Raw genomic sequence first — 25,635 nt, forward strand, 5'->3', positions numbered from 1 at the left:
ATCATGGCCGGAATTCCCCATGACCACTACGAGCCCAAGTCGGGCTTCGAACGTTGGCTGCACCGCCGCCTGCCGGTGGCCGGCGTCCTGTACGACACGCTGATGATCCCCACGCCCAAGAACCTCAACTGGATGTGGATCTGGGGCATCGTGCTGGTCTTCTGCCTGGCGCTGCAGATCGTCACCGGCATCGTCCTGGTGATGCACTACACCCCGCATGTCGACATGGCCTTCGCCAGCGTCGAGCATATCATGCGCAACGTGAACGGCGGCTACATGCTGCGCTACCTGCACGCGAACGGCGCGTCGCTGTTCTTCGTCGCGGTGTATCTCCACATCTTCCGCAACCTCTACTACGGCAGCTACAAGGCGCCGCGAGAGGTGACCTGGATCATCGGCATGCTGATCTACATCCTGATGATGGCGACCGCCTTCATGGGATACGTGCTGCCCTGGGGCCAGATGTCCTTCTGGGGTGCGACCGTGATCACCGGCCTCTTCGGCGCGATTCCCGGCGTGGGCGAGACGATCCAGACTTGGCTTCTGGGCGGACCGGCCGTCGGCAACGCGACGCTGAACCGTTTCTTCTCGCTGCATTACCTGCTGCCGTTCATCATCGCAGGCCTGGTGATCGTCCACATCTGGGCGTTCCACTCCACCGGCAACAACAACCCAACCGGGGTCGAGGTGCGCCGCACCAGCAAGGCAGATGCCGAAGCAGACACCCTGCCCTTCTGGCCCTATTTCGTGCTGAAGGACCTGTTCGCCCTGGCGCTGATCCTGGTGGTGTTCTTCGCGGTCGTCGGCTTCATGCCGAACTATCTGGGCCACCCCGACAACTACGTCCAGGCGAACGCCCTGGCGACGCCGGCGCACATCGTGCCCGAATGGTACTTCCTGCCCTTCTACGCCATCCTGCGCGCCTTCGACAGCGAAGTGTGGCTGGTGCAGCTGGTCAACTGGCTGTCCTTCGGCATCATCGACGCCAAGTTCTTCGGCGTGCTGGCGATGTTCGGCGCGATCATCGTGATGGCGCTGGTGCCGTGGCTCGACACGTCTCGCGTCCGGTCAGGCCGCTATCGCCCGATGTTCAGATGGTGGTTCTGGCTCTTGGCCGCCGACTTCGTCATCCTGACCTGGGTGGGCGCCATGCCGACCGAGGGGATCTATCCCTACATCGCGCTTGTGGCCGCGGCCTACTGGTTCGCCTATTTCCTCGTCATCCTGCCGATCCTGGGTGTCATCGAAAAGCCCGAGCCGATGCCTGCGACGATCGAGGAAGACCACCTGGCGCATTACGAATCGCCGACGCGCATGGCCGAGTAAGGAGAGCCGTAGAATGACCCTGAGAACCAAGACGCTCACGGCCGTTGCGGCCCTGACGCTCTCTGCGACCGGCTTTGCGCTGGCGCAGGAAACGGCCCCCGCGGTTCCGCCGTCCTCCCCGACGGTCCAGCCCTTCGCGACCGACGAAGCCGCACCGGCCGCCGAGGCGCCCGCCGAAGCTGCTCCGGCAGCCGAAGCGGCGCCCGAGGAAACGCCGGCAGAGGAAGCCGCTGCGGCGGAAGCTCCCGCAGCGGAAGCGCCTGCAGAGGAGGCCCCGGCAGAGCCTGACGCCGCCCAGTCCGAAGCCCCGCAACTCGAGGAAGCGCCTGCCGCCGATGCGGAAGCCGCGCCTGCGGGCGACGAAGCCGAGGAGGCCGCGCCCACGGCCCCGACCGAGGCACCACAGGACATGCCGCCTGCGCATTCCGATGCGCAGGAACCCGAAACCGAAGCCGGCAACCTGCCGCAGAACCCCGCCGGGCAACAGCCGTCGGCCGGCGATGGCGGCGTCGATGCCGTTGCGCTGCCCGAAGGCAACGAAACCTCGGCCCCCGTTCCGACCACCACCGGCACCGAACCGATCGAGGAGCATGCCACCGATATTCTGGGCGAAGAAGGCGCCGAGGAATACATCGAGGAGCATACCGACGAACATGCCGCGGAAGGCGATCATGGTGCCGGCCATATCGAGGATATCGCCTTCAGCTTTGAAGGCCCCTTCGGAAGCTTCGACCAGTTCCAGCTGCAGCGCGGCCTTCAGGTCTATACCGAGGTCTGCTCGGCGTGCCATGGCATGAAGTTCGTTCCGATCCGCACGCTGGCAGACGAAGGGGGTCCGGGGCTGCCGGAAGATCAGGTCCGCGCTTATGCGACCGATCTTCTGCCCGTCTTCGATAGCGAGATCGGCGAAGAGCGTGCGCGCCTGCTGACCGACAACTTCCCCGAAGTGTCGGGCGCCGGCATGGGTCCCGACCTGTCGCTGATGGCCAAGGCTCGCGCGGGCTTCCATGGCCCCTACGGTACTGGCATCAGCCAGCTGGTGAACGGCATGGGCGGACCGGAATACATCCATGCGATCCTGGCCGGCTATACCGGCGAGACGCAGGAACAGGCCGGCACGCTGCTCTACGGCAACAGCGCCTTCCCCGGCGGCTGGATCAGCATGCCGCCCCCGCTGTCGGACGACCTGGTCACCTACGAGGACGGGACGCCGGCGACCGTTGACCAGATGGCAACCGACGTGGCCGCGTTCCTGATGTGGACGGCCGAGCCGAAGCTGATGGACCGCAAGTCCGTAGGCCTGGTGGCGGTGCTGTTCCTTCTTGCTCTGACGGTGCTGCTCTACCTGACGAACAAGCGCCTGTGGGCGCCGCACAAGACCAAGCGCAAGCACTGACCGTTGCACGAATGGTCTGACGAACGCGCCCCCCTTGGGGGCGCGTTTATTCATGGCTGGACATCGACCGGGGCAGCCGGTCACATGGCGCGACTGGAATGGGGGCAAGCATGGCGATCTGGAACCTGGGCTCGATCAACATCGATCACGTCTATCGGATGCAAAGCCTTCCAAGGCCCGGAGAGACGCTGGCGGCGCTGGATTTCTCGATGGGACTGGGCGGCAAGGGCGCGAACCAGTCCATCGCGACCGCACGCGCAGGGGCGGTGACGCATCACCTGGGCGCGCTGGGGACAACTGACGATTGGGTGGTCGAGCGGCTGGCCGCGGCCGGGGTCGGAACCGACCACATCGCGCGGTTGGCCGATCAGGTGACCGGCCACGCGATCATCCTCGTGGATGCCGATGCAGAGAACGCCATCGTCATCCACCCCGGCGCCAACCGCGCCATCGACGAGGATGCGCTTGCCGGAACCCTTGCGACGATCGATCACGGCGACACGCTGCTGATCCAGAACGAGACGAACGGCCAGGTCGCCGCCGCGCAGGCAGCGCAGTCACGGGGCGCGCGCGTCGTCTATTCCGCCGCGCCCTTCGACCTGGATGCCGTGCGGGCCATCCTGCCGCATGTCTCGATCCTGGCAGTGAACGCGGGCGAGGCAGAGCAGCTGTTCGCGGGCATCCACGGCGACCTGCCGGTTCAGGGACTGCTGATCACCAAGGGGGCCGAGGGCGCGGAATATCGCGATCTGCACACCGACCAGACCTGCCGGCAGTTGTCCTTCAAGGTCGAGCCCGTCGACACGACCGGCGCGGGCGACACCTTCGCAGGGTTCTTCGCCGCGGCCCTGGACGAAGGACAGGACGTGGCCAAGGCCCTGCGCCTCGCCTCGGCCGCCGCCGCCCTGCAGGTCACGCGGCCCGGCGCGGGCGACGCGATACCGTCGCGGGCCGAGGTCGAAGCCTTCCTGGCAGATCAGCCGATCTGACCGCGCACCCCGCCAGTCTGCGCCCGGTCCATCAGCAGGTGATCCAGGATCACGCAGGCCGCCATGGCCTCGGCCACGGGCACGGCACGGATGCCGACGCAGGGGTCGTGGCGGCCCTTGGTGATGACGTCGATCTCTTCGCCCCGCACATTGATCGACCGGCGCGGCGTGGTGATCGAACTGGTCGGCTTGATCGCGAACCGCACCACGATGTCCTGCCCGGTCGAAATGCCGCCCAGAATCCCGCCCGCGTGGTTCGACAGGAACTCGGGCCCGTCCGGCCCCATGCGGATCTCGTCTGCGTTCGCCACGCCGGTCAGCGCGGCCGAGGCCATGCCCTCGCCGATCTCGACCGCCTTGACGGCGTTGATCGACATCATCGCCGCCGCCAGATCGGTGTCCAGCTTCGCATAAACCGGCGCGCCCAAGCCTGCCGGACAGCCCGCAACCAGCACTTCGACGGCGGCGCCGACGCTGTTCTGGTCCTTGCGGATGCCGTCCAGGTAATCCGACCACGCCTCGACCGCGCCCGCATCGGGCAGAAAGAACGGGTTGCCGTCGATGGCCGAGAGGTCCAGACGCGACCGGTCCAGCTGCATCGCCCCCATCTGCACCATGTATCCGGTGATGCGCAGATCCGGCACCAGTGCCCCCAGCACCGCCTGCGCGACCGCACCTGCCGCGACCCGCGCCGCCGTTTCGCGTGCGCTGGACCGGCCACCGCCGCGATAATCGCGCACCCCGTATTTCAGGTGATAGGTGATGTCCGCATGACCGGGGCGAAAGCTGGTGGCGATGTCGCCGTAGTCTTTCGATCGCTGGTCTGTGTTCTCGATCATCAGCTGGATTGACGTGCCGGTGGTCACGCCCTCGAAGACGCCCGACAGGATGCGGACCTGGTCGGGTTCGCGCCGCTGCGTGGTGTGCTTGCTGGTGCCGGGGCGGCGGCGGTCCAGGAAGGTCTGGATGAACGCCTCGGTCAGCGGCACGCCGGGGGGCACGCCGTCCACGGTGGCGCCAAGCGCCGGCCCATGGCTTTCGCCCCAGGTGGTGAAGCGGAACGCGCGGCCGAAGGTGTTGAAGCTCATGGGCGCGTCTCCTCGGTCAGGGCTTTCAGTTCGTAGACCAGCTCCAGCGCCTCGCGCGGGCTGAGCGTATCGGGATGCACCGCTTTCAGCCGCGCGTCCAGAGCCGAGGCCTTGGCGGGCGCCGGCGGCACGGCGCGGAACAGCGGCAGGTCATCGATCAGCGCGGCCGGACGCGCGCTGCCCTGCCGTTCGCCCGATTCCAGCGCATCCAGCACCGCCCGGGCGCGGTCCACCACCGCCGCAGGCAGCCCCGCAAGGCGGGCGACCTGCACGCCATAGCTGCGGTCGGCGGCGCCCTTCCTGACCTCGTGCAGAAAGATCACCTCGCCTTCCCATTCACGCACGGCGACGGTGGCGTTTTCGACACCGTCCAGCTTGGCGGTCAGGGCGGTCATCTCGTGGTAATGGGTCGCGAACAGTGCGCGGCAGCGGTTGGCGGCATGCAGATGCTCCATCACCGCCCAGGCAATCGACAGCCCATCCCAAGTGGATGTCCCGCGCCCGATCTCGTCCAGGATCACCAGCGCCCGGTCGTCCGCCTGATTGAGGATCGCCGCCGTCTCGACCATCTCGACCATGAAGGTGGACCGGCCCCGCGCCAGGTCGTCGGCGGCGCCGACGCGCGAAAAGAGCTGGCTGACCAGCCCGACATGCGCCGACCGCGCGGGCACAAAGGCTCCGGCCTGCGCCAACACCGCGATCAGCGCGTTCTGGCGCAGGAAGGTGGACTTCCCTGCCATGTTCGGGCCGGTCAGCAGCCAGATCGCGGGCGTCGCGCCTTCCGTCAGCTGGCAGTCGTTGGCGACAAAGCTGTCGGACTTGCGCTTCAGCGCGCGCTCCACGACCGGATGACGCCCGCCCTCGATCACGAATGCGCGGCTGTCGTCCACGCGGGGCCGCACCCAGCCCTCGCCCGCCGCGATATCGGCAAAGCCCGTGGCCAGATCGACTTCGGCCAGCGCCCGCGCCGCCTGGCCGATCTGCGGGGCGCGGTCCAGGACGGCGGCGCGCAGGCGGTCGAAGACGCCGCGCTCGATCTCCAGCGCGCGGTCACGGGCGTTCAGGATGCGGGTCTCCAGTTCTGACAGCTCGACCGTGGTGAAGCGGATCTGGTTCGCGGTGGTCTGGCGGTGAATGAAGCGGTCGGGCATCGCCAGCATGCGCTCGGCATGGGTGGCGGTGGTTTCGATGAAGTATCCCAGCACGTTGTTGTGCTTGATCTTCAGGCTGCTCACGCCCACCAGCGCAGCATAATCCGCCTGCATCCCGGCAATGACGCCGCGCCCTTCGTCGCGCAGGCGGCGGGTCTGATCCAGGTCGTCGTCATGCCCCTCGGCCACGAAACCGCCGTCGCGGGCCAGCAAAGGCGGCTCGGCCACCAGCGCGTCGTCCAGCAGGTCGATCAGCGGATCATGGCCCAACAGATCGGCGGCCGCCTCGCGCAGGACCGCCGGCGCGTCGGCCGGCAAGCGGTCCGCGATGGCCGCCCCTTGCGTCAGCCCCGCCCGAATCGCCGCCAGGTCGCGCGGCCCGCCCCGGTCCAGCGCCAGTCGCGACAGCGCGCGGTCCATGTCGGGCACGCGCGACAGCGCCGTCCGCAGGTCGGCCATCAGCCGCGGATAACCGACCAGCGCCGCGACCGCATCCTGCCGCGCCTGGATCAACGCCAGGTCGCGCGACGGCGCGCTGATGCGGCGTTCCAGCAGGCGCGCGCCGGGCGCCGTCACCGTGCGGTCGATGGCGGCAAGCAGCGAACCCTCGCGCCCGCCTGACAGCGCCTGCGTCAGTTCCAGGTTGCGGCGGGTGGCGGCATCGATCTGCATCGTCCCGCCCGCGCGTTCGCGCATGGGCGGGCGCAGCAGCGGCAGCTTGCCCTTCTGCGTCATCTCCAGATAGTCGACGATGCCGCCCATCGCGGCCAGTTCGGCACGCGTGAAGCTGCCAAAGCCGTCCAGCGTCTCGACCCCGAAAAGCGTGCACAACCGCCGCGCGCCGGTCCCGCTGTCGAAGGCGCCGGCATGCAGGTCGGTCAACGCAGCGCCGGCATCTGCGACCAGGTCCTCCAGCCCTGCCACGCAGGTCAGGACCTCTCGCGGGGCCAGCCGCGCCAGTTCCGGCGCCAGACGCGGCAGCGGGCATTCCATCACCTGGAACGCCCCGGTCGAGATGTCGACCCAGGCCAGCGCCCCCTCGTCACGGATCTGCACAAAGGCCGCGAGATAGTTGTGGCGCCGCGCCTCCAAGAGCGACTCCTCGGTCAGGGTGCCGGGGGTGACCAAGCGCACGACGTCGCGGGCCACGACCGACTTCGACCCGCGCTTCCTGGCCTCGGCCGGGTCCTCCATCTGTTCCGCGATGGCCACGCGGAACCCCTTGCGGATCAGCGTCAGCAGATAGCTTTCGGCGGCATGGACAGGGACGCCGCACATCGGGATCGGCTGACCCTCATGCGTGCCGCGCTTGGTCAGCGCGATGTCCAGCGCGGCGGCCGCCTGCACGGCGTCGTCGAAGAACATCTCGTAGAAGTCGCCCATGCGATAGAACAGCAGCGCGCCGGGGTTCGCATCCCGGATCGCCAGATACTGCGCCATCATCGGTGTGGGCTGGTCGGTCATGTCCTGTCCCTTGTGTTGGCCGTGGTTCTAGCGGCTTGCGCGGCGCGGCGAAACCACTACATTCAGGGGCACCTCGGGGTGCCTGACCGGCTGAGACGCGAAAGCGGACCCGTTGAACCTGATCCGGCTGACCACCGGCGGAGGGAAGGTGCGAGATGTCCTTTCTTTCGAACCCCGTGACGAAAGGAGGACGCTTGAAAACGTTCCTGATCCCCGCACTGCTTCTGGCATCACCCGCACTGGCGCAGGACCGTGTCCTGACCATCTATGCCAGCGACTACATCGCCAGCGAATGGGGCCCCGGCCCCAAGATCGAGGAAGGCTTCGAGGCCTTCTGCGACTGCGACCTGCAATTCGTGACCGGCGACATCCTGCCCCGCATCCTGATGGAGGGAGAGGGCACCCCGGCCGACGTCGTCTTCGGCCTGAACACCGACGTGACGGCCCGCGCCCGGGCCTCGGGCCTCTTTGCGCCGCACAGGCAGGACACGACCGACATGTCGCTGCCGGTCGAATGGACCGACGACATCTTCCTGCCCTACAACTGGGGCGAAACCGCCTTCGTCTATGACGAGACGCGGCTGGACAACCCGCCCGCCAGCTTTGCTGACTTGCTGGAGGCACCCGACGACCTGAAGATCGTGATCCAGGACCCGCGCAGCTCGATCTCGGGTCTGGCGCTGCTGTTGTGGGTCAAGCAGGTCTATGGCGACGATGCGCCCGAAGCCTGGGCCAAGCTGGCGCCCAAGGTGCTGACGGTGACGCGCGGCTGGTCGGAAAGCTATGGCCTGTTCACCGAGGGAGAGGCCGACATGGTGCTGTCCTACACCACCTCGCCCGCCTATCACATCGCGGCCGAGGATGACCCGACCAAGAAGGCGGCCATCTTCCCCGAGGGCCACTACTTCATGGCCGAACTGGCCGCACAGGTCGCCTCGACCGACCAGCCGGAACTGGCGCAGCAGTTCATGGACTGGATCCTGACGCCCGAGTTCCAGCAGACGATCCCGCTGGCCAACTGGTCGCTGCCCGCCAGGCTGCCGGTCGAGGACTGGCCCGAGGTCATGCGCAACCTGCCCCGCCCCGACAAGACGCTGTTTTATTCCGAGGACGAGGCCGAAGCCCTGCGCCAGCCCGCGCTGGACGAATGGCTGCGCGCCTTCGCGGGGTGACGATGAACCTGCCTCGGCGGATCGGTGCGGCATCGACCCACCATCGCCCCCCGCCCGCTGCCAGGACCGCGCAGAGGGCCGGCGATCGGCGGCACGGCTTTGGGATGGGGGCCGGCCATGCCGTCGCGGCCCTGTTGACGGCACTGATCCTTGGCACGCTGGGGGCGGTGGCCTGGGCCGCGGGCGGGCTTTCGGTGCTGACGGAATGGGACTGGCGCGCCCTGCGCTTTACATTGTGGCAGGCGGCGCTGTCGGCGACGCTTTCGGCGGCTCTCGCGGTGCCAGTGGCGCGGGCGCTGGCGCGGCGGCGATTTCGGGGGCGGGGGCTGCTGGTCACGCTGCTGGGCGCGCCCTTCATCCTGCCGGTGATCGTGGCCATCATGGGCCTGATCGCGATCTTCGGCCGCAATGGCCTCGTCAACGACAGCCTGCGCGGCATCGGCCTGCCCGAGATGTCGATCTATGGCTGGCAGGGCGTCATCCTGGCGCATGTCTTCTTCAACCTGCCGCTGTCGGTGCGGCTGATCCTGCAGGGCTGGCAGGCCGTCCCGGCCGAACGCTTTCGCCTGGCCGCCAGCCTGGACTTTGGCCCCCGCGACATCGCCCGCCACCTGGAGCGCCCGATGCTGCGCAACGTCCTTCCCGGCGTGTGGCTGGCGGTCTTTCTGGTCTGCCTGACCAGCTTCACCGTCGCGTTGGCACTGGGCGGCGGTCCGGGCGCCACGACGGTCGAGCTGGCGATCTATCAGGCGTTCCGGTTCGACTTCGACCTTGGCCGGGCGGCGACGTTGGGGCTGGTGCAGATCGCGCTTTCCGTCGGGGCGCTACTGCTGGCGCGCCGGATCGCGGTGCCGGCGGGCTTCGGCACGGGCATGGACGCCACGGGCGCGCCGCCCGGCCCCGGCGGCTGGCGGCGCGGCGCGGATGCGCTGGTCATCGCCCTGGCGGCCGGGTTCCTGCTGGCCCCGCTGCTGTCGGTCACCGCCTCGGGCTTGCCGCGCGTGGGCGCGCTGCCTGCGGACGTCTGGTCCGCCGCGCTGCGATCCATCGTGATGGCCGTGACCTCGGCCGCGCTGACCATCACCGCCTGCCTTGTGCTGGCGCTGGCCGTCGCGCGCGGTGCCGGGCGGTGGGTCGAGGCTGCAGGGATGCTGCCGCTGGTCGCCTCGCCCCTGGTGTTGGGGACCGGGCTTTTCATCCTGTTACGCGACCTGGCGACGCCGCAGCAGATGGCCCTGCCGGTGACGGTCGCGATCAACGCCGCGATGGCCCTGCCCTTCGGGCTTCGGGCGCTGATCCCCGCGGCGCAGGCGCTGCAGGCAGATTACGGCCAGCTGGCGGCCTCGCTGGACCTGAAGGGCTTGGCCCGGCTGCGCCTCTTGGTCCTGCCCCGGCTGGCGCGCCCGTTGGGCTTTGCGGGCGGGCTGGCGGCGGCGCTGGCCATGGGGGACCTGGGCGTGATCACGCTCTTCGCCGGCGACCAGCCGACTTTGCCGCTGAAGCTCTATCAGTTGATGAACAGCTATCGGATGGAGGATGCCGCGGCGGCGTCGGTCCTTCTGATGGCGCTCAGCTTTGCGCTGTTCTGGCTGTTCGACCGCGGGGGGCGTATGGATGCTTGAGTTCAGGGACATCCTGCTGCGGCAGGGCGATTTTGCCCTGGCGGCCGATTTCACGCTGCCGCAGGGGCGTTACGCGGTCATCGGCGCCTCGGGGTCGGGCAAGTCGACGCTTCTGTCGCTGGTGGGCGGGTTCCTCGCGCCGGACCGGGGGCGGCTGGCCTGGGACGGTCAGGACATCACCGGTATGGTGCCGGGGCGGCGGCCGGTGTCGATGCTGTTCCAGCACCACAACCTGTTTCCCCACCTGACGGTGGCGCAGAACGTCGGCATGGGGCTGCGACCCGACCTGCGGCTGGACTGGGCGCAGAAGGACCGCGTGGCCCAGGTGCTGGCGCAGGTTGGGCTGTCCGGCACCGCCGCCCGACGGCCCGGCGCGCTGTCGGGCGGCCAGCAAAGCCGCGTGGCACTGGCCCGCGTGCTGCTGCGCGCCCGGCCGCTGCTGCTGCTGGACGAACCCTTCGCGGCGCTCGGCCCCGCCCTCAAGTCCGAGATGCTGGACCTGCTGTCAGCCATCGTCGCCGACACCGGCGCCACCGTGCTGATGGTCACCCACGACCCCGCCGACGCCCGGGCCTTCGCCCCCCAGACCGTGCTGGTCGAGGATGGCCGCGCCCATGCCCCCCGTCCGACCGGCCCGCTTCTGGACGATCCGCCGCCGGGGCTGCGGGCCTACCTGGGCTGAGTTGCACCAAGCGCAAGGTTCCCAAGCCGCGATTTGTTGCTAGTCTGCCCCCAGAACATCATGGGAGGATACCGCATGTTCCACCGCATCGCAGCCGCCATTCCGGCGGCCGTTCTCGGCGGCGCCCTGCTTTCGGCTCCGCAGGCACAGGCGCAGGATTTCATCAACGTGCTGACCGGCGGCACCTCGGGCGTCTATTACCCCCTGGGGGTCGCGCTGTCCGAGATTTATGCCGACGGGATCGAGGGGGCCCGGACGCAGGTGCAGGCCACCAAGGCCTCGGTCGAGAACCTGAACCTGCTGGCGCAGGGCCGCGGAGAGATCGCCTTCGCCCTGGGCGACAGCGTTCAGGCTGCGTGGGAGGGCAACGAGGAGGCGGGCTTTCCCCGCCCGCTGGAGGAGCTGCGCGCCATCGCGGCGATCTATCCGAACTACATTCAGATCGTCGCCGATGCCTCGGCCGGGGTCACGACGCTGGAGGATCTGAAGGGCAAGACGCTGTCGGTGGGCGCCCCGGCCTCGGGGACGGAACTGAACGCGCGGGCGATCTTTGCCGCCGCCGGGATGAGCTATGACGACCTAGGCAAGGTCGAATACCTGCCCTTCGCGGAATCGGGCGAGCTGATCAAGAACCGTCAGCTCCAGGCGACGCTGCAATCGTCGGGCCTGGGCGTGGCCTTCATCAAGGACCTGTCGACGACGCATGACATCGACATCGTCGCGATCCCCGAAGAGGTCGTGACCGCCATCGGCGCGCCCTTCGTCCCCGCCGTCATCCGCGCCGGGACCTATGATGGCCAGGACCAGGACGTGCCCACCGCAGCCGTAGGCAACATGCTGATCACGCATGAGGGCGTGTCCGAGGAAACCGCCTACCAGATGACCAAGCTCTTGTTCGAGAACCTCGACCGCATGCGGTCCGCCCATGCGGCGGCCGCAGGGATCACGCCCGAAACGGCGCTGGACGGCCTGTCGATCCCGCTGCATCCTGGGGCCGAGCGGTACTATCGCGAAGCCGGCATCCTGGAATAAGTACCCCGGCCCGCGCCCCCTGCGGCGCGGGCCCTGACCGGCAGGAGCCACGCGCATGTCCGCATCCCCCACCGCAGGCGGGCCTGTCCCGTCCGACCAGAACCGCCTGGACCCCAACGCCGAGGCCGAGGTCAGCGAAGGCCTGCCCCCCGGCTTCGGCGACGGCCCGATGGGCCGCGTGGCCTTCTGGCTGGCGGTCGCCTTTTCGCTGTTCCAGCTCTGGGCGGCGGGCTATGGCACGCTTCCCAGCCAGGTGGTGCGGGCCATGCACGTGGGCTTCCTGCTGCTTCTGGGCTTCGGGCTGGTCGGCAACCTGGTCGCGCGGACGCGCGGAGGCCAGGCGTTCTTCTGGGCCCTGGGCATCCTGGGCTTTTCCACCGGCATCTACAACTGGATCGAATACGAGGACCTGATCCGCCGCACCGGCTTCCTGACCGGGACCGACCTGGTCATGGGCACGATCCTGGTCGTGCTGGTCTTCGAGGGCGCGCGCCGCCTGATGGGCTGGCCGCTGGCGGTGATCGCCGGGATCTTCCTGGCCTATTGCTTCCTGGGCCAGCACCTGCCCCCGCCCTTCATCCACCGCGGCTATGGCTATGAACAGATCGTCGAGCATTTCGCCTTCGGGACCGAAGGCATCTATGGCAGCCCGATCTATGTCAGCAGCGCCTATATCTTCATCTTCGTGGTGTTCGCGGCCTTCCTGGAACGCGCGGGGATGCTGAACCTGTTCAACGATTTCGCACTTGGCATGGTCGGCGGGGTCCGGGGCGGGCCGGCGCAGGTCGCGGTGCTGTCCTCGGCCCTGATGGGCACGATCTCGGGCTCGGGGGTGGCCAATGTCGTGGCCTCGGGGCAGTTCACCATCCCGATGATGAAGAAGTCGGGCTTCAAGTCGGCCTTCGCAGGGGGCGTCGAGGCCACGGCATCCATGGGCGGGCAGATCATGCCGCCGGTAATGGGCGCCGTTGCCTTCATCATGGCCGAGACGCTGAACGTCCCCTATGCCGCCGTGGTCAAGGCCGCGATCATCCCGGCGCTTCTCTATTTCGGCGTCGTCTTCTGGATGGTCTGGCTGCAGGCCGGGCGCGACGACCTGAAGGGCCTGCCGCGCACCAGCCTGCCCAACCCCTGGGCCGCCGTCCGCGCGCAATGGCCGCTGGTCCTGCCGCTGGCGGCGCTGGTCTACCTGCTGTTCGCGGGCTACACGCCGATCTTTGCGGGCACGATGGGGCTGGCGCTGGTCACGGTGCTGATCCTGGGCGCCCCGCTGGCGGCGATGATCGGCCCCTATGCCTTCCGCGTGGTGTTCTGGGTGGCGCTTGGCCTGCTTTGCGCGTCGTTCCTCAGATACGGCATCAACCTGCTGGTCATCGTCATTGCCGCGCTGGTGCTGGCCTGCGCCGCCTTCAGGGGCGCGCGCCCGACCATCGGCATCGTCCGCGATGCGCTGGCACAGGGCGCGCGGAACGCCCTGCCCGTGGGCATGGCCTGCGCCATCGTCGGCATCGTCATCGGCACGCTGACCCTGACCGGCATCGCGTCCACCTTCATCGGCGCGATCATCGCGATTGGCGAAAACAACCTGTTCCTGTCGCTGGTCCTGACCATGCTGACCTGCCTGGTGCTGGGCATGGGGATCCCGACGATCCCGAACTACATCATCACCTCGTCCCTGGCCGGGCCCGCCCTGCTTGAACTGGGGGTGCCGCTGCTGGTCAGCCACATGTTCGTCTTTTACTTCGGGATCATGGCCGACCTGACGCCGCCGGTGGCGCTGGCCTGCTTTGCGGCGGGACCGATCGCCAAGACCTCTGGGCTCAAGATCTCGATGCAGGCGATCCGGCTGGCGGCGGCGGGATTCATCATCCCGTTCATGGCCGTCTATACACCGTCGCTGATGCTTCAAGATGGCGGACCGGTCGCCCAGGCCTGGGGTTACCCGGTCGAGGTTGCCTTTATCCTGCTGAAGACGGTCCTGGGCGTCGGGCTGTGGGGCGTGGCGGTGGTGGGGTACCTCTGGGACCGCACCACGCTGGTCGAGCGCATGTTGGCCTTCGCGGCCGGCGTCTCGCTGATCCTGGCGATGCCCTGGACGGATGAGGCAGGATTTGCCCTGGCAGCCGTCTTCCTGGTCGTCCACGGCCTGCGCACGCGGCGGGCGGGGGCTGCGGCCTGATGCTCTGCGTCGGGGCCGGGGCCACCCTGCTGTCGCTGGCCGCAGGGGGGTTCACACTGGACTGGACCCATTCGGTCGAACGCACCGCGTGGTGGGAACGCTGGCACGTCTCGGATGCGGGGATGGCACCGGTCGAGGCGCGGGTCAGCGGCTCGGGCGCGGGGATGGAGCCGCCGCCGGACGCCACCTTTCGCGACGGCGCCTGGTGGTTCACCCCCAATGTGCCGCCGCAGCGGCAGGTCGTCCTGGCCGCATCGGGGGCGACCGGCCGGGGCTGGCGACTGTGCGCGGCTGGAGCCTGCCACCGCCTGCCCGAGGATCAGGGGCCGCTGCGCCTGTGGGTCGCGGCGGATTGCGCCACGCCAGAGTGAGGTAAGGCGCCCATCGGCAACGGCCTGGTCCGGCCGTTGCCTCGTGGATCAGACGATCCACAGCCGGATCAGCCAAGCCACCGTTCCGATGACGGCGACGCTGGCGACCCAGATGCCGACGAACCAGGCAAGCCGAACCAGGCCTTGCCGCATCAGTGGTACCCTTCGGACGGGTCGACCTTGCCGCGGAAGACCCAGTAGGAATAGGCCGTGTAGGCCAGGATGATCGGGATCAGGACCGAGGCGCCGACCAGCATGAAGATCTGGCTGGCTCTTGGGGCGGCGGCTTCCCAGATCGTGACCTCGGTCGGCACGATATAGGGGAACATCGAGAAGCCGAGGCCCGCGAAGGACAGCACGAACATCCCCAGAGCAAAGATGAACGGCCAATAGTCGTGGTGATTGACCCGCAGCGTGCGGAACATGCCAAAGGCCAGCGCCAGCACCGCCGCCGCGACGCCCGCCGCCAGCACGATGCGCAAGCCGCCGAACCAGCGGCTGTAGTACCCGTCCTGCAGGAACGGCGTCCACAGGCTGACCACGCCGATGAAGCCCACCGTCGCCAGCCCCAGCACCCAGGCCCGCGCCCGCATCCGGTCCTGCAGCGGGCCGCTCGTCTTCATGACCAGCCATGTCGCTCCCAGCAGCATGTAGCCGACCATGACTGCCACACCCACCATCAGCGTGAAGGGCGTCAGCCAGTCCCACCAGCCGCCCGAATATTCCCGGGCAGTCTTATCGATGTCGATGCCCTGCAGCAGCCCCCCCAGGGCGATGCCCTGCGACAACGCCGCAAGGGCCGATCCGCCGATGAAGGCCAGGTCCCAGACCGGCCGCCAGCGGGTCGTGCGCCAGCGGAACTCGAACGCGACGCCGCGAAAGATCAGCGCCAGCAGCATGGCGATGATCGGCGCGTAGAGCGCCGGCAGGATCAGCGAATAGGCCAGCGGAAAGGCAGCGAACAGCCCGCCGCCGCCCAGGACCAGCCAGGTCTCGTTCCCGTCCCAGACCGGCGCGACCGAGTTCATCATCACGTCGCGGTCAGGGGTGTCGGCTTCGGCCGCAAACAGCATGCCAAGGCCCAGGTCGAAGCCGTCAAGGATGACATAGACCAGCACCGCGAAGGCGATCAGGAAGGCCCAGATCACGGTCAGGTCGAAGGAAATGCCTTCTGTCAGGGGCATGGTCACTCTCCGGGATGGGCGTTGCGGTGGCGGGCGGCCTGCTGCGGGGCGGGCGTGATGCCCGCCGTGCGGATCGGACTGTCGGTGACGTCCTTCAGCCGCGGCTCGGCGCTGGACGGCGCGCGGTTCATCAGGCGCAGGATATAATAGGTGCCCGCACCGAAGACGGCGAAATAAACCACGATGAAGGCGATCAGGCTGCTGCCGACCGCAGCCGCGTCCAGCGGCGCGGCGCTGTCTGCGGTGCGCAGGAAGCCATAGACGGTGAAGGGCTGGCGACCGACCTCGGTCGTGATCCACCCGGCCAGCACCGCGATCAGTCCCGACGGTGCCATGACCAGCGCCGCGCGGTGCAGCATCGGGCCGTCGTCCAGCCGCCCCCGCACCCGCGCCCACAGCGACCACGCCCCGATCCCCAGCATCGCAAAACCCAGGGCCACCATGATCCGGAACGACCAGAAGACGATGGCGACGGGGGGCTGATCTTCGCGCGGAATGGTATTCAACCCGTCAAGCGGCGCGTTCAGGTCATGCTTCAGGATCAGCGAGCTGAGCTTGGGGATGCCCACGGCGTAGTCCAGCCGTTGTTCGTCCTGGTTCGGCAGCCCGAACAGGTAAAGCGGCGCGCCGTCGGGATGGCTTTCGAAGTGCCCCTCCATCGCCATGACCTTGGCGGGCTGGTGTTCCAGCGTGTTCAGCCCGTGCAGGTCGCCCAGGAAGATCTGCACCGGGGCGAAGATCGTGGCCATCCACATGGCCATGGAAAACATCGTCCGCGTCGCCGGGCTGACCTTGTCGCGGCGGTGCCGGTGCCGCAGCAGGTGCAGCGCCGCCACACCGCCGACGATGAAGGCCGTGGTCAGATAGGCCGCGGTGACCGTGTGCATCAGGCGATAGGGGAACGAGGGGTTGAAGATCACTTCCCAGAAGTTCGTGGGCAGGAACTGTCCCGTCTCGGCGTCGATCTCGAAGCCCGCGGGCGTGTGCATCCAGCTGTTCACGCTGAGGATCCAGAAGGCCGAGAACGCGGTCCCCAAGGCCACCGCCACGCAGGCCGCCATGTGCAGCGTCGGGCCGACCCGGTCGCGGCCGAACAGCATGATGCCCAGGAAGCCGGCTTCCAGGAAGAAGGCCGACAGCACCTCGTAGGCCATGGGCGCGCCGATCACCGGCCCGGCCCGGTCCGAGAAGACCGACCAGTTGGTGCCGAACTGATAGGACATCACGATGCCCGACACGACGCCCATGGCGAAGGCCAGGGCGAAGATCTTCACCCAGTAGCGAAACAGGTCCAGGTACTTGCTGTCCTTGGTCCAAAGCCACAGCCCGTTCAGCACCGCCAGGAAACTGGCAAGGCCGATCGTGAAGGCCGGGAACAGGAAGTGGAAGCTGACGGTAAAGGCAAACTGGATGCGGGCCAGCAGGACGGCATCGGCGGTGTCGAACATCTCGGACCTTTCGCGGCAGGTCGCGCCCGACGGACACGACCGGTTCTGGCAAGGCCGCCGCGATCACCTGTCGCACCGGCCCGGACATCTCCCTCGTGGCCACAAGGTAGGCAGCCGCCCGCCCCGATGACAAGCGCCGCGTCGTCGCAGGGGACGCAAACAACGCAGCCGGACCTGCACCCATCCCGACCCAGTCCCGCAAGGATCTGCCGTCGGTCGATGCCCTCCGGCAAAGGGGGACCATGACCTCAAGCGGACATGCGAGCATTCTTCGTGGCGCCGTTTTTGCAGAACTCGGCGTGACGAAAGACCGCTTCCGCATCATGGCACATGCTTGACCGGAAGCAGGAGGCGTTCGGCAATCCGCAGTCCCGCCCCAAGCGGGCTGCGGGACTGCGAGCGAAGCACCATCACTTCGTGACCAAACCGGCGGCCTCCGCCTCTGCATGGATCTGGGGGCCGGTCTTCTCGACCGTCTCGCCGGCCAGGCGCGCCCAGTGGGGACGTTCGTCGACGAAGATCTGCTGGGTGACGGCGAAGTCCTGCGGCAGGTCGAACAGGCCCGCCGTCACCGTGCGCGTCCCCGCCGGAAGAAGCTGATACCACAGGTTGCTGCCGCACCTGCCGCAGAAGGCGCGCTCCGCCCAGTCCGAGGATCGGTAGCGAACCACATGCTCTTCTCCGGTGACGCCGACATCGCCTTCGGCCACCGTGTGAAGGCAGAACAGCGGGCCGCCGCTCCATTTGCGGCACATTTCGCAGTGGCAGACCTCGATGTCGCGGCTTGCCTGCTGCACGGTGAGGGCGACCGCCCCGCAGAGGCAGTGCCCGGTCAGGGTCGAAGACGTGTCGGTCACGGGCGTTCTCCTTTCGGCAGGTGGGGATCAGCGGGCGCGGGCGTCGCTTTCGGCGATGCGCACCGTTGCCGGACGCTCGCGGCAGCGCTGGACCCAGTCCTTGATCGCCTGGTCATCGGGCGTCAGGTCGGGAAACCAGATGAACGGGCTGGCGCAGAGCAGGTCCGCCGCGGAATACCGCTCGCCCAGAAGGAAGGCCCGGGACTGCAGCGCCTCGGACAGCCGGGCCGTCACGGCCGCGAAGTCCCGCAGGCTGGCCTGCAGCGCCGGATGCTCGATCTGCGCCCAGTGCAGCAGGATCACCGGCTCCATCACGCCCTGGTAATAGAACAGCCACGACAGGTATTCCCCCCGGCCTGGCGTGCCCGGCAGGGGACCCATTCCGGCCGCCGGGAACATGTCGCTGAGATAGACCGCGATGGCGCCGCGCTCTCGGATAAGGTCGTCGCCATCGACCAGGTAGGGGACCTTCTTTTCCGGATGCGGATTGCGCGGGTCCGGGCCGCCGGATCCGTCCTGCCGGGGAATCGTGACCTCGACGATGTCGACATCGGCCCCGAGTTCGTCGATCAATGCGACGATGGACGACGAGCGGGAGTTGGGGGAATGATACAGGGTGGGCATGAAGACCTCGCTTGGTGGTGTCGTGCCATCATGGGCGCGTGCTCCTGACAGAACGTGGCGGCAGCAGATGGCCCGGACAGATCGCCTGATGCGGCTGATGGATGCGTTGCGACGGCTGCCCGCGCCGGTGACGGCGCTGCGGCTGGCGGCCGAGACGGGCATCTCTCAGCGCCAGCTTTATCGCGACATCGTGACGCTGCGCGCGGGCGGGGCGCTGATCGACGGCGCAGCGGGGTTGGGCTATGTCCTGACCGAGGACCCGGCCCTGCCGCCGCAGAGCTTCTCTCGGCTGGAGATCGAGGCGCTGATGCTGTCGGTCGGTGCGCTGGAACAGATGGGCGACCCGATGCTGTTGCGGGCGGGCCAGGACGCGCTGGCGCGCATCATCTCGACACTGCCCGACAGCCAGGCGCGTCAGGCGGCCCATTGCGTGATGCGCAGCTGGCACAGGCCCGCCGCACGACCGGCGGTCGGCATCGACCTCGACCTTCTGCGCCGTGCATGTTGGGACGAGCGACAACTGAATATCCGCTATCGCGACCTGCACGGTCGCCCATCCGAACGGCGGATCTGGCCGCTTGGCATATCCTACAGCGACAATACGCTGATGCTTCTGGCTTTCTGCTGCCTGCGCCTGGATTTCCGGCTGTTCCACGTCCACCGTATGGAAAGCGCGGACGAGACGGGCGAAAGCTTCCGCCCCCGGCGGGTGGCCTTGCTGAACGACTATCGACAGCGCCAGCAGCGCTGCGAGGCGCAAGGGCAGGCAACCGGCAAGACCGGCGACCGCGGCGGGTGACCCAGCGGTTCTGCACCCCCAGGCGGGTGCCGCATCAGCCGGCGGGACACTCGACGGATATCGACATGGTCCGCCGGGGCAGCAAGATGCCACGTAGTCGTCGCGGCCGGTCGCGGTCCGGGCGGCGATCAGCGGCTGAGACGGTTTCGGGCGCCACGGAATGGAAGATCGGAGTGCCGTTCGTTCGGGCCGATGCCGATAGCGGGAAGGGCCACATCGGCAGGGTCCAAATGACGGCCGGAGGCGGGAACCGGCGTGACCTCAACCTTCGGTCACCAGGATCAGGCTCGTGTGCTGCTGCGCCACCCCGGAAGGCCTTTTCCGGGACGCCGCGGGCACGCAGGAAGCCTTGGATGATCTGGGCGAGAATACCGCAGCGATCGATAGACTCGCAGACGAAGTCCTGCCGGTGCAGGTCCTGCAGCACGATCTGCGGCCGGACCGAGGGTCTGGGCAGGAAGACCGCCCACTGAAACCTGCGCGACAAGACCGCCCTCGGGCGGTCCAGCCCGACCTGGTGTAGCTGGCGCACGCCTTGGACGTGCAGGTCGCCGGCGCTGCCGGGGAGCGATGGCACGCGAGGCCTGGACTTGGCCGAGGTCACGGAGGCGCTGTCCCTGCCTGTGATCGTTGCCCGCAGCAGGTGGACGAGCCTCGGATCGCGGCACTGGCTTGGGCCGGCTTGGGCACGGGGTGCTGGACGTCCTCGCCACAAAAATCGCTGCCAAGCCGAGCTGCTAGCGAACCGTGCCTCTGGTACGGTCGGGACGCGGGATGCGGTGGAGCACCCGATTGCAGACAACATCCCGGCGCTGTTCGCGGGCCAGTTGGTGCTTTGGAAATCCGCCCCTTGGCTGGGGAATGCGGAGGTGGATGTTTTTCACCCCAGATCACGGGTCTGCCACATCAGGCCGAGAGCGGTTTTGGCTGTACCCGAGCGGTGTCGCGAGCATGGGATCAGTAGCGCGACGTTTCACAAATGGCGGGCGAAGTATGGCGGCATGATACTTCCATGATGAGCCGGAGTGAGCGGTGGATACCACCGGTTGCAGAGCCAGATGAACGCCCTCGAAGGGTGGGTCGACGGCTGCTTCCTCCACCTGCGGAACGTGAAGGGGCATGTCTGGAACCACAGGCGGGTCCACAGGATCTACTTCGAGCTGGAGTTGCACCTGCGGAGTGAGCCATCAAGGCGCCATCGGTCCGAACGCGCTGGCGAACGCCGCGGCGAGGGCTGAAGCGCGAGAAGCCCGGGGAACTGGTGGCTCGTGAAGCCCCGGACCTGGTTTGGTCGATGGATTTCATCGCGGACCGGCTGATCGGCGGGCGTCGGTTCCGGCTGCTGAACGTGCTGGATGATTTCAATCGCCAAGGCCTGGGCATGGAGATCGATTTCTTCGGTCGTCAAGACCACGATCCACTGGATCGTCTCTGACCTCCCCTCACACCTGCCGAAGGGGATGTCCGATTGCTGAACCAGACCATCGAATGGCGCGGCTGGCGATTGGTGAACAACGGCTCCGGATACGTCGGTGCCACGCTCATGACCGGGGCCGAGAAGCACGGCATCGCCCTGACCTGCATCCAGCCCGGCACGCCGCAGCAAAACCATCTCGCCGTCCCCCGGAGCGATGGCGCTCCGGCTCGCCATACGTCAGGCGCTACAACCGGACGGTCCGCCATGAATGGCCGGACCTCTGCATCCATGCAACCGTCGAGGAGGTGCAGCAGATCGCCACCGAATGGCCATGGAGCTACAAACACCGGGCGACCCGACACGGGCATCCGCGGGATCACACCCGACGTGAAGCTGAGAATGGCCGGACGAGATCTACGGTCGTCCCCCGACGATTCGGGGAGGGTTTCCCTGACGCCGGTGAACCTGTCAGCCTTTGGTCGGCCGGTGGTCGAGGCCTGACGAACTGCGCATTGGTGGCGGCGGGCGCAGCAAGCCAACCGCCGGCTGCATGGCAAGCATGCAATCCCGCACGCAATCTTGATCCTGTTCCCCACATTCATTAGCTAGCTAACTAACCTGAAGACAGGCTAAGGGCGATGGCGAAACAAGATCAGTTTCTGGACGTGCTGCTGCACCTGATGCGTGATCTGCGGCGCAGCTATGATAGGCAGGCGCAGGCCGTTGGGCTGACGCTCTCTCGTGCGCGGGCGCTGACGACGCTTGCCCGCAACGAGGGTGCCACCCAGGCCGAGCTTGCCGCCCTGCTGGACATCGAACCGCCGACGCTGAAGCGTCAGGTCGACGCGCTGGTCGCCGACGGCTTCGTCGAACGCCGTCCGCTGGAGGGAGATGCCCGCAAGTCGGCGCTGTTCCTGACTGAACGGGGGCGCGACAGCGCCATCGTCGATTTCACGCAGCGGCTGCGGCGCGAGCTGCTGGCCGATATCCCGGCGGGTGATCTGCAGGCGGCCGGAACCGTTCTGGACCGGCTGGCGCAAAACGTCAGCCGGCTCGACCGGGCATGAGCGCCCCCGCCGCCCCCGCCCCGCTGCCGCCGCTGCCGGCGCCCCGTGCCGCCGCCTACATGCTGGCGGCGGCGTTCGTCGGGATGTCGCAGGGTTTGCAGCAGGGGCTTGTTTCGACAAACGTCCCGCAGATCGCGGGGGACCTGGGGGTCACGTCCACCTCGGCGGCATGGCTTCTGGCGGCCTACACGATCCCGCGCGCCGCGCTGCCCGTCATGCTGATCAAGATCCGCACGCAGTTCGGCCTGCGCCGCTTTGCGGAACTGGGGATCGTCATCTATGCGCTAGTGGCCTTTGCGTCGATCTGGGCGACCGACTTCCGCTCGGCGCTGATCCTTCAGGGTCTGTCGGGAATGGCGGCCGCACCGCTGTCGACGCTGGCCTTCCTCTACATGCTGGAGCCTCTGTCGCCGCAATGGAAGATGCGGCTGGGGCTGCCGATGACGATGGTGGTACTGATGTCGGGGCCCGCAGTATCGCGCGTGGTCGCGCCGGCGCTGCTGGGGGACGGCGGGCTGTTGTGGGTTCACCTGACCGGGCTGGGAATGGCGCTGGTGTCGCTGATGCTGGTCTTCTGGCTGCCGCTGCGCCCGATCCCGCGGCAGAAGGTGATCCAGGCCACGGACTTCCTGGTGTTTCTGCTGATTGCCTTCGGTTTCGGCGGCATGATCATCGCCTTCATCATGGGACCGATCTACAACTGGACAGATGTCGCCTGGATCGGCTGGCTGCTGGCGGCGGCAGTTGCGTCGCTGACGCTGGCCGTCATGGTCGAGCTGAACCGAAAGGCGCCGCTTCTGGACATCCGCTGGCTGGCCAGTCCCGCGATCCTGCACCTGACCGCGACGCTGTTCCTGTTCCGACTGATCCTGTCCGAACAGGCTGCGGGGGCGCCACGCATGTTCCAGGTGCTGGGCGTCGCGCCGGGGCAGATGACGGGGCTGTTTGCCGTCATCGCACTGGCCAGCCTTCTGGGCGGCCTGGCCTGCGTTGCCTGGATCAAGCCGGAACGCGTCCCCGCCTTTCACCTTGCGGCGCTGCTGCTGATCGCTGCGGGGGCGACGATGGACGCGCAGTCCGGCATCGACACCCGCCCCGAACAGCTGATCGTCAGCCAGGCGCTGATCGGGTTCGCGGGCATGCTGTTCATGCCCCCCGCGATGATGGCGGGGCTGATGGCGGCGCTGGCGAAGGGGCCGCAATACCTGCTGTCCTTCGTCATCGTCTTCATCTCGACCCAGAGCATCGGAGCCGTCTTGGGATCGGGCCTCTTCACCACCTTCACCACCCACCGCGAGGCGCTGCACCTTCAGGTCCTGGCCGAGCAACTGACACCCACCGACTCGATGACGGTGCAGGCGCTGGCGCGCCGCGCGGCGGCTCTGGCCGCTCAGGTTCCCGACGCGGCCCTGCGCGGCGCGCAGGCCGCATCGCAACTGGTCGGGCAGGCGACGGCGCAGGCCTGGGTCAGCGCCTATGGCGATGCCTATCTGCTGACCGCGACTGCGGCGCTGATCGCCGCCGCCGCCCTGCTGCTGCACCTGCTGCGCGATTTCCTGGCCAGATCGGCCCCCACCCGCAACTCCGAGACGACGCCATGAAAAAGGAAAACCTGCTGCCGACCACCATTGCGCTTGTGCTTGGCCTGGCCGGCGTCCTGCTGCTGCTGTTCGCCTGGCACCTGCCGCCCTTTGCGCCCGCCGAACCGGTGACCGAGAACGCCTATCTGCGCGGCAAGGTCACTTCGGTCGCGCCGCAGGTGTCGGGCTATGTCGCCGCGGTCGAGGTGCAAGACTTTCAGTCTGTCAGGGCCGGCGACGTGATCGCGCGGATCGACGACCGCATCCCCCGGCAGAAGCTGGCGCAGGCCGAGGCGCAGCTTCAGGCGGCCCGCGCCGCGATGAAGGTGGCCGAAGAAGGGGTCCTGTCGGCCGAGGCCGTGGCGCGGGCCAACCAGGCGGCGCTTGACGCGGCTTCCTCGTCCCTCGAGACCGCCCGGTCCGAAGCGGCACGTTCGGGTCAGTTGCTGGATCGCGGGGTGACCTCGCAGTCGGCGACCGACCAGGTGCGGCTGGCCCTGCAGCAGGCCGAATCCGCCCGAACGCAGGCTGCGGCGCAGTTGGACGTCCAGCAGGAATCCATCCGCTCGGCCCGGGTGGCGCTGGATGCCCGCCGCGCCGACATCGCCAGCGCCGAGGCCGCGGTGGAACTGGCCAAGATCGACCTCGCCAATGCCGTGATCCACGCACCCGCCGATGGTCAGTTGGGCCAGGTGTCGGTGCATGTGGGCCAGTATGTCACCCCCGGCACCGCGCTGGTATCGCATGTGGGGACCGACCTGTGGGTGATCGCGAACTTCCGCGAAACGAACTTGGCCGGCCTGGACGAGGGGCAGTCCGTGTCTTTCACCGTCGACGCCCTGCGCGACCGCGTCTTTACCGGCCATGTGCAGGCCTTCTCACCGGCGACCGCGTCCGAGTTCAGCCTGCTGTCGGGCACGAACACCAGCGGCAACTTTACCAAGATCGCGCAGCGCCTGCCGGTGCGGATCTCGATCGACGACGATCAGGAGGGGTTTGAACGCCTGCGTCCGGGCATGTCCGTGGTTGTGCGGGCGTCGGACGACGAAGGCTCTTGAACCGTCAGCAGCAGCACGCGATAGGCGGCGTCCGCGCCAACGAATGGCCAGAGCCGGCTCTCCCGCTCCTTTGGCAGTTCTTCCTTGAGGACGTTCAGGACGACGCCCCTGGCAATGAAGGCGAAGGGCATCGCGATCCTTCGTCTTGCAGATCGGCAACCCGCCCCAGCAGCCAGCCGGCCAGCACCGCCCCCGCGATGATCCACCGGGCGATCCGGTCATACCGGACCTGGTGATCCTGGCGCAGGCCGAAGTCGTTCGTGACGAAATGCAGCCCCGGCCCCGATTCCTCCCGGTGCAAGCAGATAGCCGATGATCAGGTTGCAGACAGCGAGAGGGCCGATGTGCAGCCAGAATTCCCTCGCTTCCGGCAGTCCGCATTCCCCTTGCCGGTCGGTGCGTTTTCGTAACGCCCGGATCGTCCGCTCCAACCCGTAGAAGACCACGAGGTTGGCCAGCGACAGGAAATCGACAAACCCTTCGGCCGTCGCCTCGGTGGTGTTCAGCGCGGTCGAGAAGGTCTGCTGGTGCGTGGCAAGCTCCGGCAGCACATGCAGGAAGATGTAGGCGACCGCCACGCCGCCGACAACCAGCGGCTGCGCGGCGCCCGGTCCAGAAAGCGCATCCAGCCGATGACAACATGAATCAGCGCAAACAGGCAGGCGAACAGGAAGCTGGAAACGATCATCTGGCCGTCAGGCGAGAATGCGAGTGTCGAGGGCGGAATTCAGAAGATCAGCGCCAGCAGTCCAATGACGACTAAAAGGCCGATGATGAAAATCACGCCGACGGCGCCTCCGAGGAATTTCAGCATCACGTGCTCCTTGGCGTTGAGCCGGGACAACCCATTGCCAAAGCGAAAGTTCCCGTCGCCCGGCCGAGGATAAACCGTCGTATCGCCAACATAGCCTTGGTGGCGCAAGTTGGGTTTTGTCTCGGACCTGGCGGAAATTGGCTGGCGGCGTGATCTGCAGGTGAACACTCACCCACCCGACCGGCGGCGGCAACCGCCAGGGAGATCACGCCATGAAGCAGAATACCGACAGCTCGTCCTTTTCGCTACTGCGTGACGCAAGCGCGTATGATCCGATCGAGGATCGCCTGCGGGCGGATGTCCGCGCCACCATCG

22 protein-coding genes, 1 pseudogene and 1 riboswitch are annotated in these 25,635 nt (G+C 67.7%); of the genes and pseudogenes, 14 read left to right on the forward strand and 9 right to left on the reverse strand.

The genetic code is table 11. The annotated features are described in order from the left end of the window. Window positions 1-3: 3 nt before the first annotated feature. The 3 genes from petB to OC159_RS15405 all read left to right on the forward strand — a co-directional run bounded on the left by petB (window position 4) and on the right by OC159_RS15405 (window position 3,711). A complete protein-coding gene (gene petB, locus OC159_RS15395; RefSeq protein ID WP_265502059.1) occupies window positions 4-1,326 on the forward strand; it encodes a cytochrome b in 1,323 nt (440 codons plus the stop codon). Between the two features lie 631 nt (window positions 1,327-1,957). Beyond that, window positions 1,958-2,722 (forward strand): cytochrome c1, encoded by a 765-nt coding sequence (locus OC159_RS15400; RefSeq protein ID WP_322626734.1) that lies wholly within the window; start codon window positions 1,958-1,960, stop codon window positions 2,720-2,722. A 110-nt stretch (window positions 2,723-2,832) separates the two neighbouring features. Beyond that, window positions 2,833-3,711, forward strand: a complete 879-nt coding sequence (locus OC159_RS15405; RefSeq protein ID WP_265502060.1) for a ribokinase — start codon at window positions 2,833-2,835, stop codon at window positions 3,709-3,711. Here the strand turns inward: OC159_RS15405 and aroC are convergent. Next, window positions 3,699-4,799 (reverse strand): chorismate synthase, encoded by a 1,101-nt coding sequence (aroC, locus tag OC159_RS15410; protein ID WP_265502061.1) that lies wholly within the window; start codon window positions 4,797-4,799, stop codon window positions 3,699-3,701. The genes OC159_RS15405 and aroC overlap by 13 nt on opposite strands. Next, window positions 4,796-7,414, reverse strand: coding sequence for a DNA mismatch repair protein MutS (gene mutS / locus OC159_RS15415; protein ID WP_265502062.1), 2,619 nt, complete (start codon window positions 7,412-7,414; stop codon window positions 4,796-4,798). The genes aroC and mutS overlap by 4 nt, the downstream gene beginning before the upstream one ends. Before the next feature lie 64 nt (window positions 7,415-7,478). Next, a riboswitch (TPP riboswitch) is annotated at window positions 7,479-7,577 on the forward strand. A gap of 31 nt (window positions 7,578-7,608) precedes the next feature. On the opposite strand from mutS, the gene OC159_RS15420 reads away from it, so the two are divergent. The 6 genes from OC159_RS15420 to OC159_RS15445 all read left to right on the forward strand — a co-directional run bounded on the left by OC159_RS15420 (window position 7,609) and on the right by OC159_RS15445 (window position 14,472). Beyond that, the gene (locus OC159_RS15420; RefSeq protein WP_265502063.1) at window positions 7,609-8,586 is read left to right on the forward strand and encodes a thiamine ABC transporter substrate-binding protein; all 978 of its coding nucleotides are present in this window, start codon (window positions 7,609-7,611) and stop codon (window positions 8,584-8,586) included. 104 nt (window positions 8,587-8,690) lie between these two features. After that, complete coding sequence (locus OC159_RS15425; protein ID WP_265502076.1) at window positions 8,691-10,208, forward strand: ABC transporter permease family protein; 1,518 nt, start codon at window positions 8,691-8,693, stop codon at window positions 10,206-10,208. After that, complete coding sequence (locus tag OC159_RS15430; protein ID WP_265502064.1) at window positions 10,201-10,890, forward strand: thiamine ABC transporter ATP-binding protein; 690 nt, start codon at window positions 10,201-10,203, stop codon at window positions 10,888-10,890. The genes OC159_RS15425 and OC159_RS15430 overlap by 8 nt, the downstream gene beginning before the upstream one ends. Before the next feature lie 75 nt (window positions 10,891-10,965). Continuing rightward, window positions 10,966-11,922, forward strand: coding sequence for a TAXI family TRAP transporter solute-binding subunit (locus tag OC159_RS15435; RefSeq protein ID WP_265502065.1), 957 nt, complete (start codon window positions 10,966-10,968; stop codon window positions 11,920-11,922). Between the two features lie 55 nt (window positions 11,923-11,977). Continuing rightward, window positions 11,978-14,101: a TRAP transporter permease gene (locus tag OC159_RS15440; RefSeq protein WP_265502066.1), complete on the forward strand. Its 2,124-nt coding sequence runs from the start codon at window positions 11,978-11,980 to the stop codon at window positions 14,099-14,101. Then, window positions 14,101-14,472: a DUF1850 domain-containing protein gene (locus OC159_RS15445; protein WP_407674140.1), complete on the forward strand. Its 372-nt coding sequence runs from the start codon at window positions 14,101-14,103 to the stop codon at window positions 14,470-14,472. The genes OC159_RS15440 and OC159_RS15445 overlap by 1 nt, the downstream gene beginning before the upstream one ends. Before the next feature lie 48 nt (window positions 14,473-14,520). Here OC159_RS15445 and OC159_RS15450 read toward each other — a convergent pair whose 3' ends face one another. The 5 genes from OC159_RS15450 to OC159_RS15470 form a co-directional block, all read right to left on the reverse strand. After that, window positions 14,521-14,625, reverse strand: a complete 105-nt coding sequence (locus OC159_RS15450; protein WP_265502067.1) for a DUF2474 family protein — start codon at window positions 14,623-14,625, stop codon at window positions 14,521-14,523. Then, window positions 14,625-15,656, reverse strand: coding sequence for a cytochrome d ubiquinol oxidase subunit II (gene cydB / locus OC159_RS15455; protein WP_322626733.1), 1,032 nt, complete (start codon window positions 15,654-15,656; stop codon window positions 14,625-14,627). The genes OC159_RS15450 and cydB overlap by 1 nt, the downstream gene beginning before the upstream one ends. Window positions 15,657-15,658: 2 nt before the next feature. Next, window positions 15,659-17,104 carry a cytochrome ubiquinol oxidase subunit I gene (locus tag OC159_RS15460; RefSeq protein ID WP_265502068.1) on the reverse strand — a complete coding sequence of 482 codons (1,446 nt, stop codon included), beginning with the start codon at window positions 17,102-17,104 and terminating at the stop codon, window positions 15,659-15,661. A 410-nt stretch (window positions 17,105-17,514) separates the two neighbouring features. Beyond that, window positions 17,515-17,961 carry a GFA family protein gene (locus tag OC159_RS15465; protein WP_265502069.1) on the reverse strand — a complete coding sequence of 149 codons (447 nt, stop codon included), beginning with the start codon at window positions 17,959-17,961 and terminating at the stop codon, window positions 17,515-17,517. Window positions 17,962-17,988: 27 nt separating this feature from the next. Continuing rightward, window positions 17,989-18,585 carry a glutathione S-transferase family protein gene (locus tag OC159_RS15470; protein ID WP_265502070.1) on the reverse strand — a complete coding sequence of 199 codons (597 nt, stop codon included), beginning with the start codon at window positions 18,583-18,585 and terminating at the stop codon, window positions 17,989-17,991. Between the two features lie 67 nt (window positions 18,586-18,652). Between OC159_RS15470 and OC159_RS15475 the strand changes: the two genes are divergently transcribed. The 5 genes and pseudogenes from OC159_RS15475 (at window position 18,653) to OC159_RS15495 (ending at window position 24,506) form a co-directional block, all read left to right on the forward strand. Then, on the forward strand, window positions 18,653-19,384 hold the full coding sequence (locus OC159_RS15475; protein WP_265502071.1) for a helix-turn-helix transcriptional regulator: 732 nt from the start codon (window positions 18,653-18,655) through the stop codon (window positions 19,382-19,384). Window positions 19,385-20,273: 889 nt separating this feature from the next. Beyond that, a pseudogene (locus OC159_RS15480) lies at window positions 20,274-21,302 on the forward strand (integrase core domain-containing protein). A gap of 137 nt (window positions 21,303-21,439) precedes the next feature. After that, window positions 21,440-21,868: a MarR family winged helix-turn-helix transcriptional regulator gene (locus OC159_RS15485; protein WP_265502072.1), complete on the forward strand. Its 429-nt coding sequence runs from the start codon at window positions 21,440-21,442 to the stop codon at window positions 21,866-21,868. Continuing rightward, window positions 21,865-23,469, forward strand: a complete 1,605-nt coding sequence (locus tag OC159_RS15490) for an efflux MFS transporter permease (protein WP_265502073.1) — start codon at window positions 21,865-21,867, stop codon at window positions 23,467-23,469. Before OC159_RS15485 ends, OC159_RS15490 begins: the two co-directional genes overlap by 4 nt. Continuing rightward, window positions 23,466-24,506, forward strand: coding sequence for an HlyD family secretion protein (locus tag OC159_RS15495; RefSeq protein WP_265502074.1), 1,041 nt, complete (start codon window positions 23,466-23,468; stop codon window positions 24,504-24,506). The genes OC159_RS15490 and OC159_RS15495 overlap by 4 nt, the downstream gene beginning before the upstream one ends. A 218-nt stretch (window positions 24,507-24,724) precedes the next feature. Here OC159_RS15495 and OC159_RS15500 read toward each other — a convergent pair whose 3' ends face one another. Together OC159_RS15500 and OC159_RS20370 are read right to left on the reverse strand one after the other, a co-directional pair. After that, complete coding sequence (locus tag OC159_RS15500) at window positions 24,725-25,084, reverse strand: hypothetical protein (RefSeq protein ID WP_265502075.1); 360 nt, start codon at window positions 25,082-25,084, stop codon at window positions 24,725-24,727. Window positions 25,085-25,233: 149 nt separating this feature from the next. Next, on the reverse strand, window positions 25,234-25,320 hold the full coding sequence (locus tag OC159_RS20370) for a small membrane protein YohP (RefSeq protein ID WP_456095339.1): 87 nt from the start codon (window positions 25,318-25,320) through the stop codon (window positions 25,234-25,236). Window positions 25,321-25,635: the final 315 nt, after the last annotated feature.

Source organism: Paracoccus beibuensis, from assembly GCF_026162625.1.
In the GTDB taxonomy this organism is placed as follows: domain Bacteria; phylum Pseudomonadota; class Alphaproteobacteria; order Rhodobacterales; family Rhodobacteraceae; genus Paracoccus; species Paracoccus beibuensis.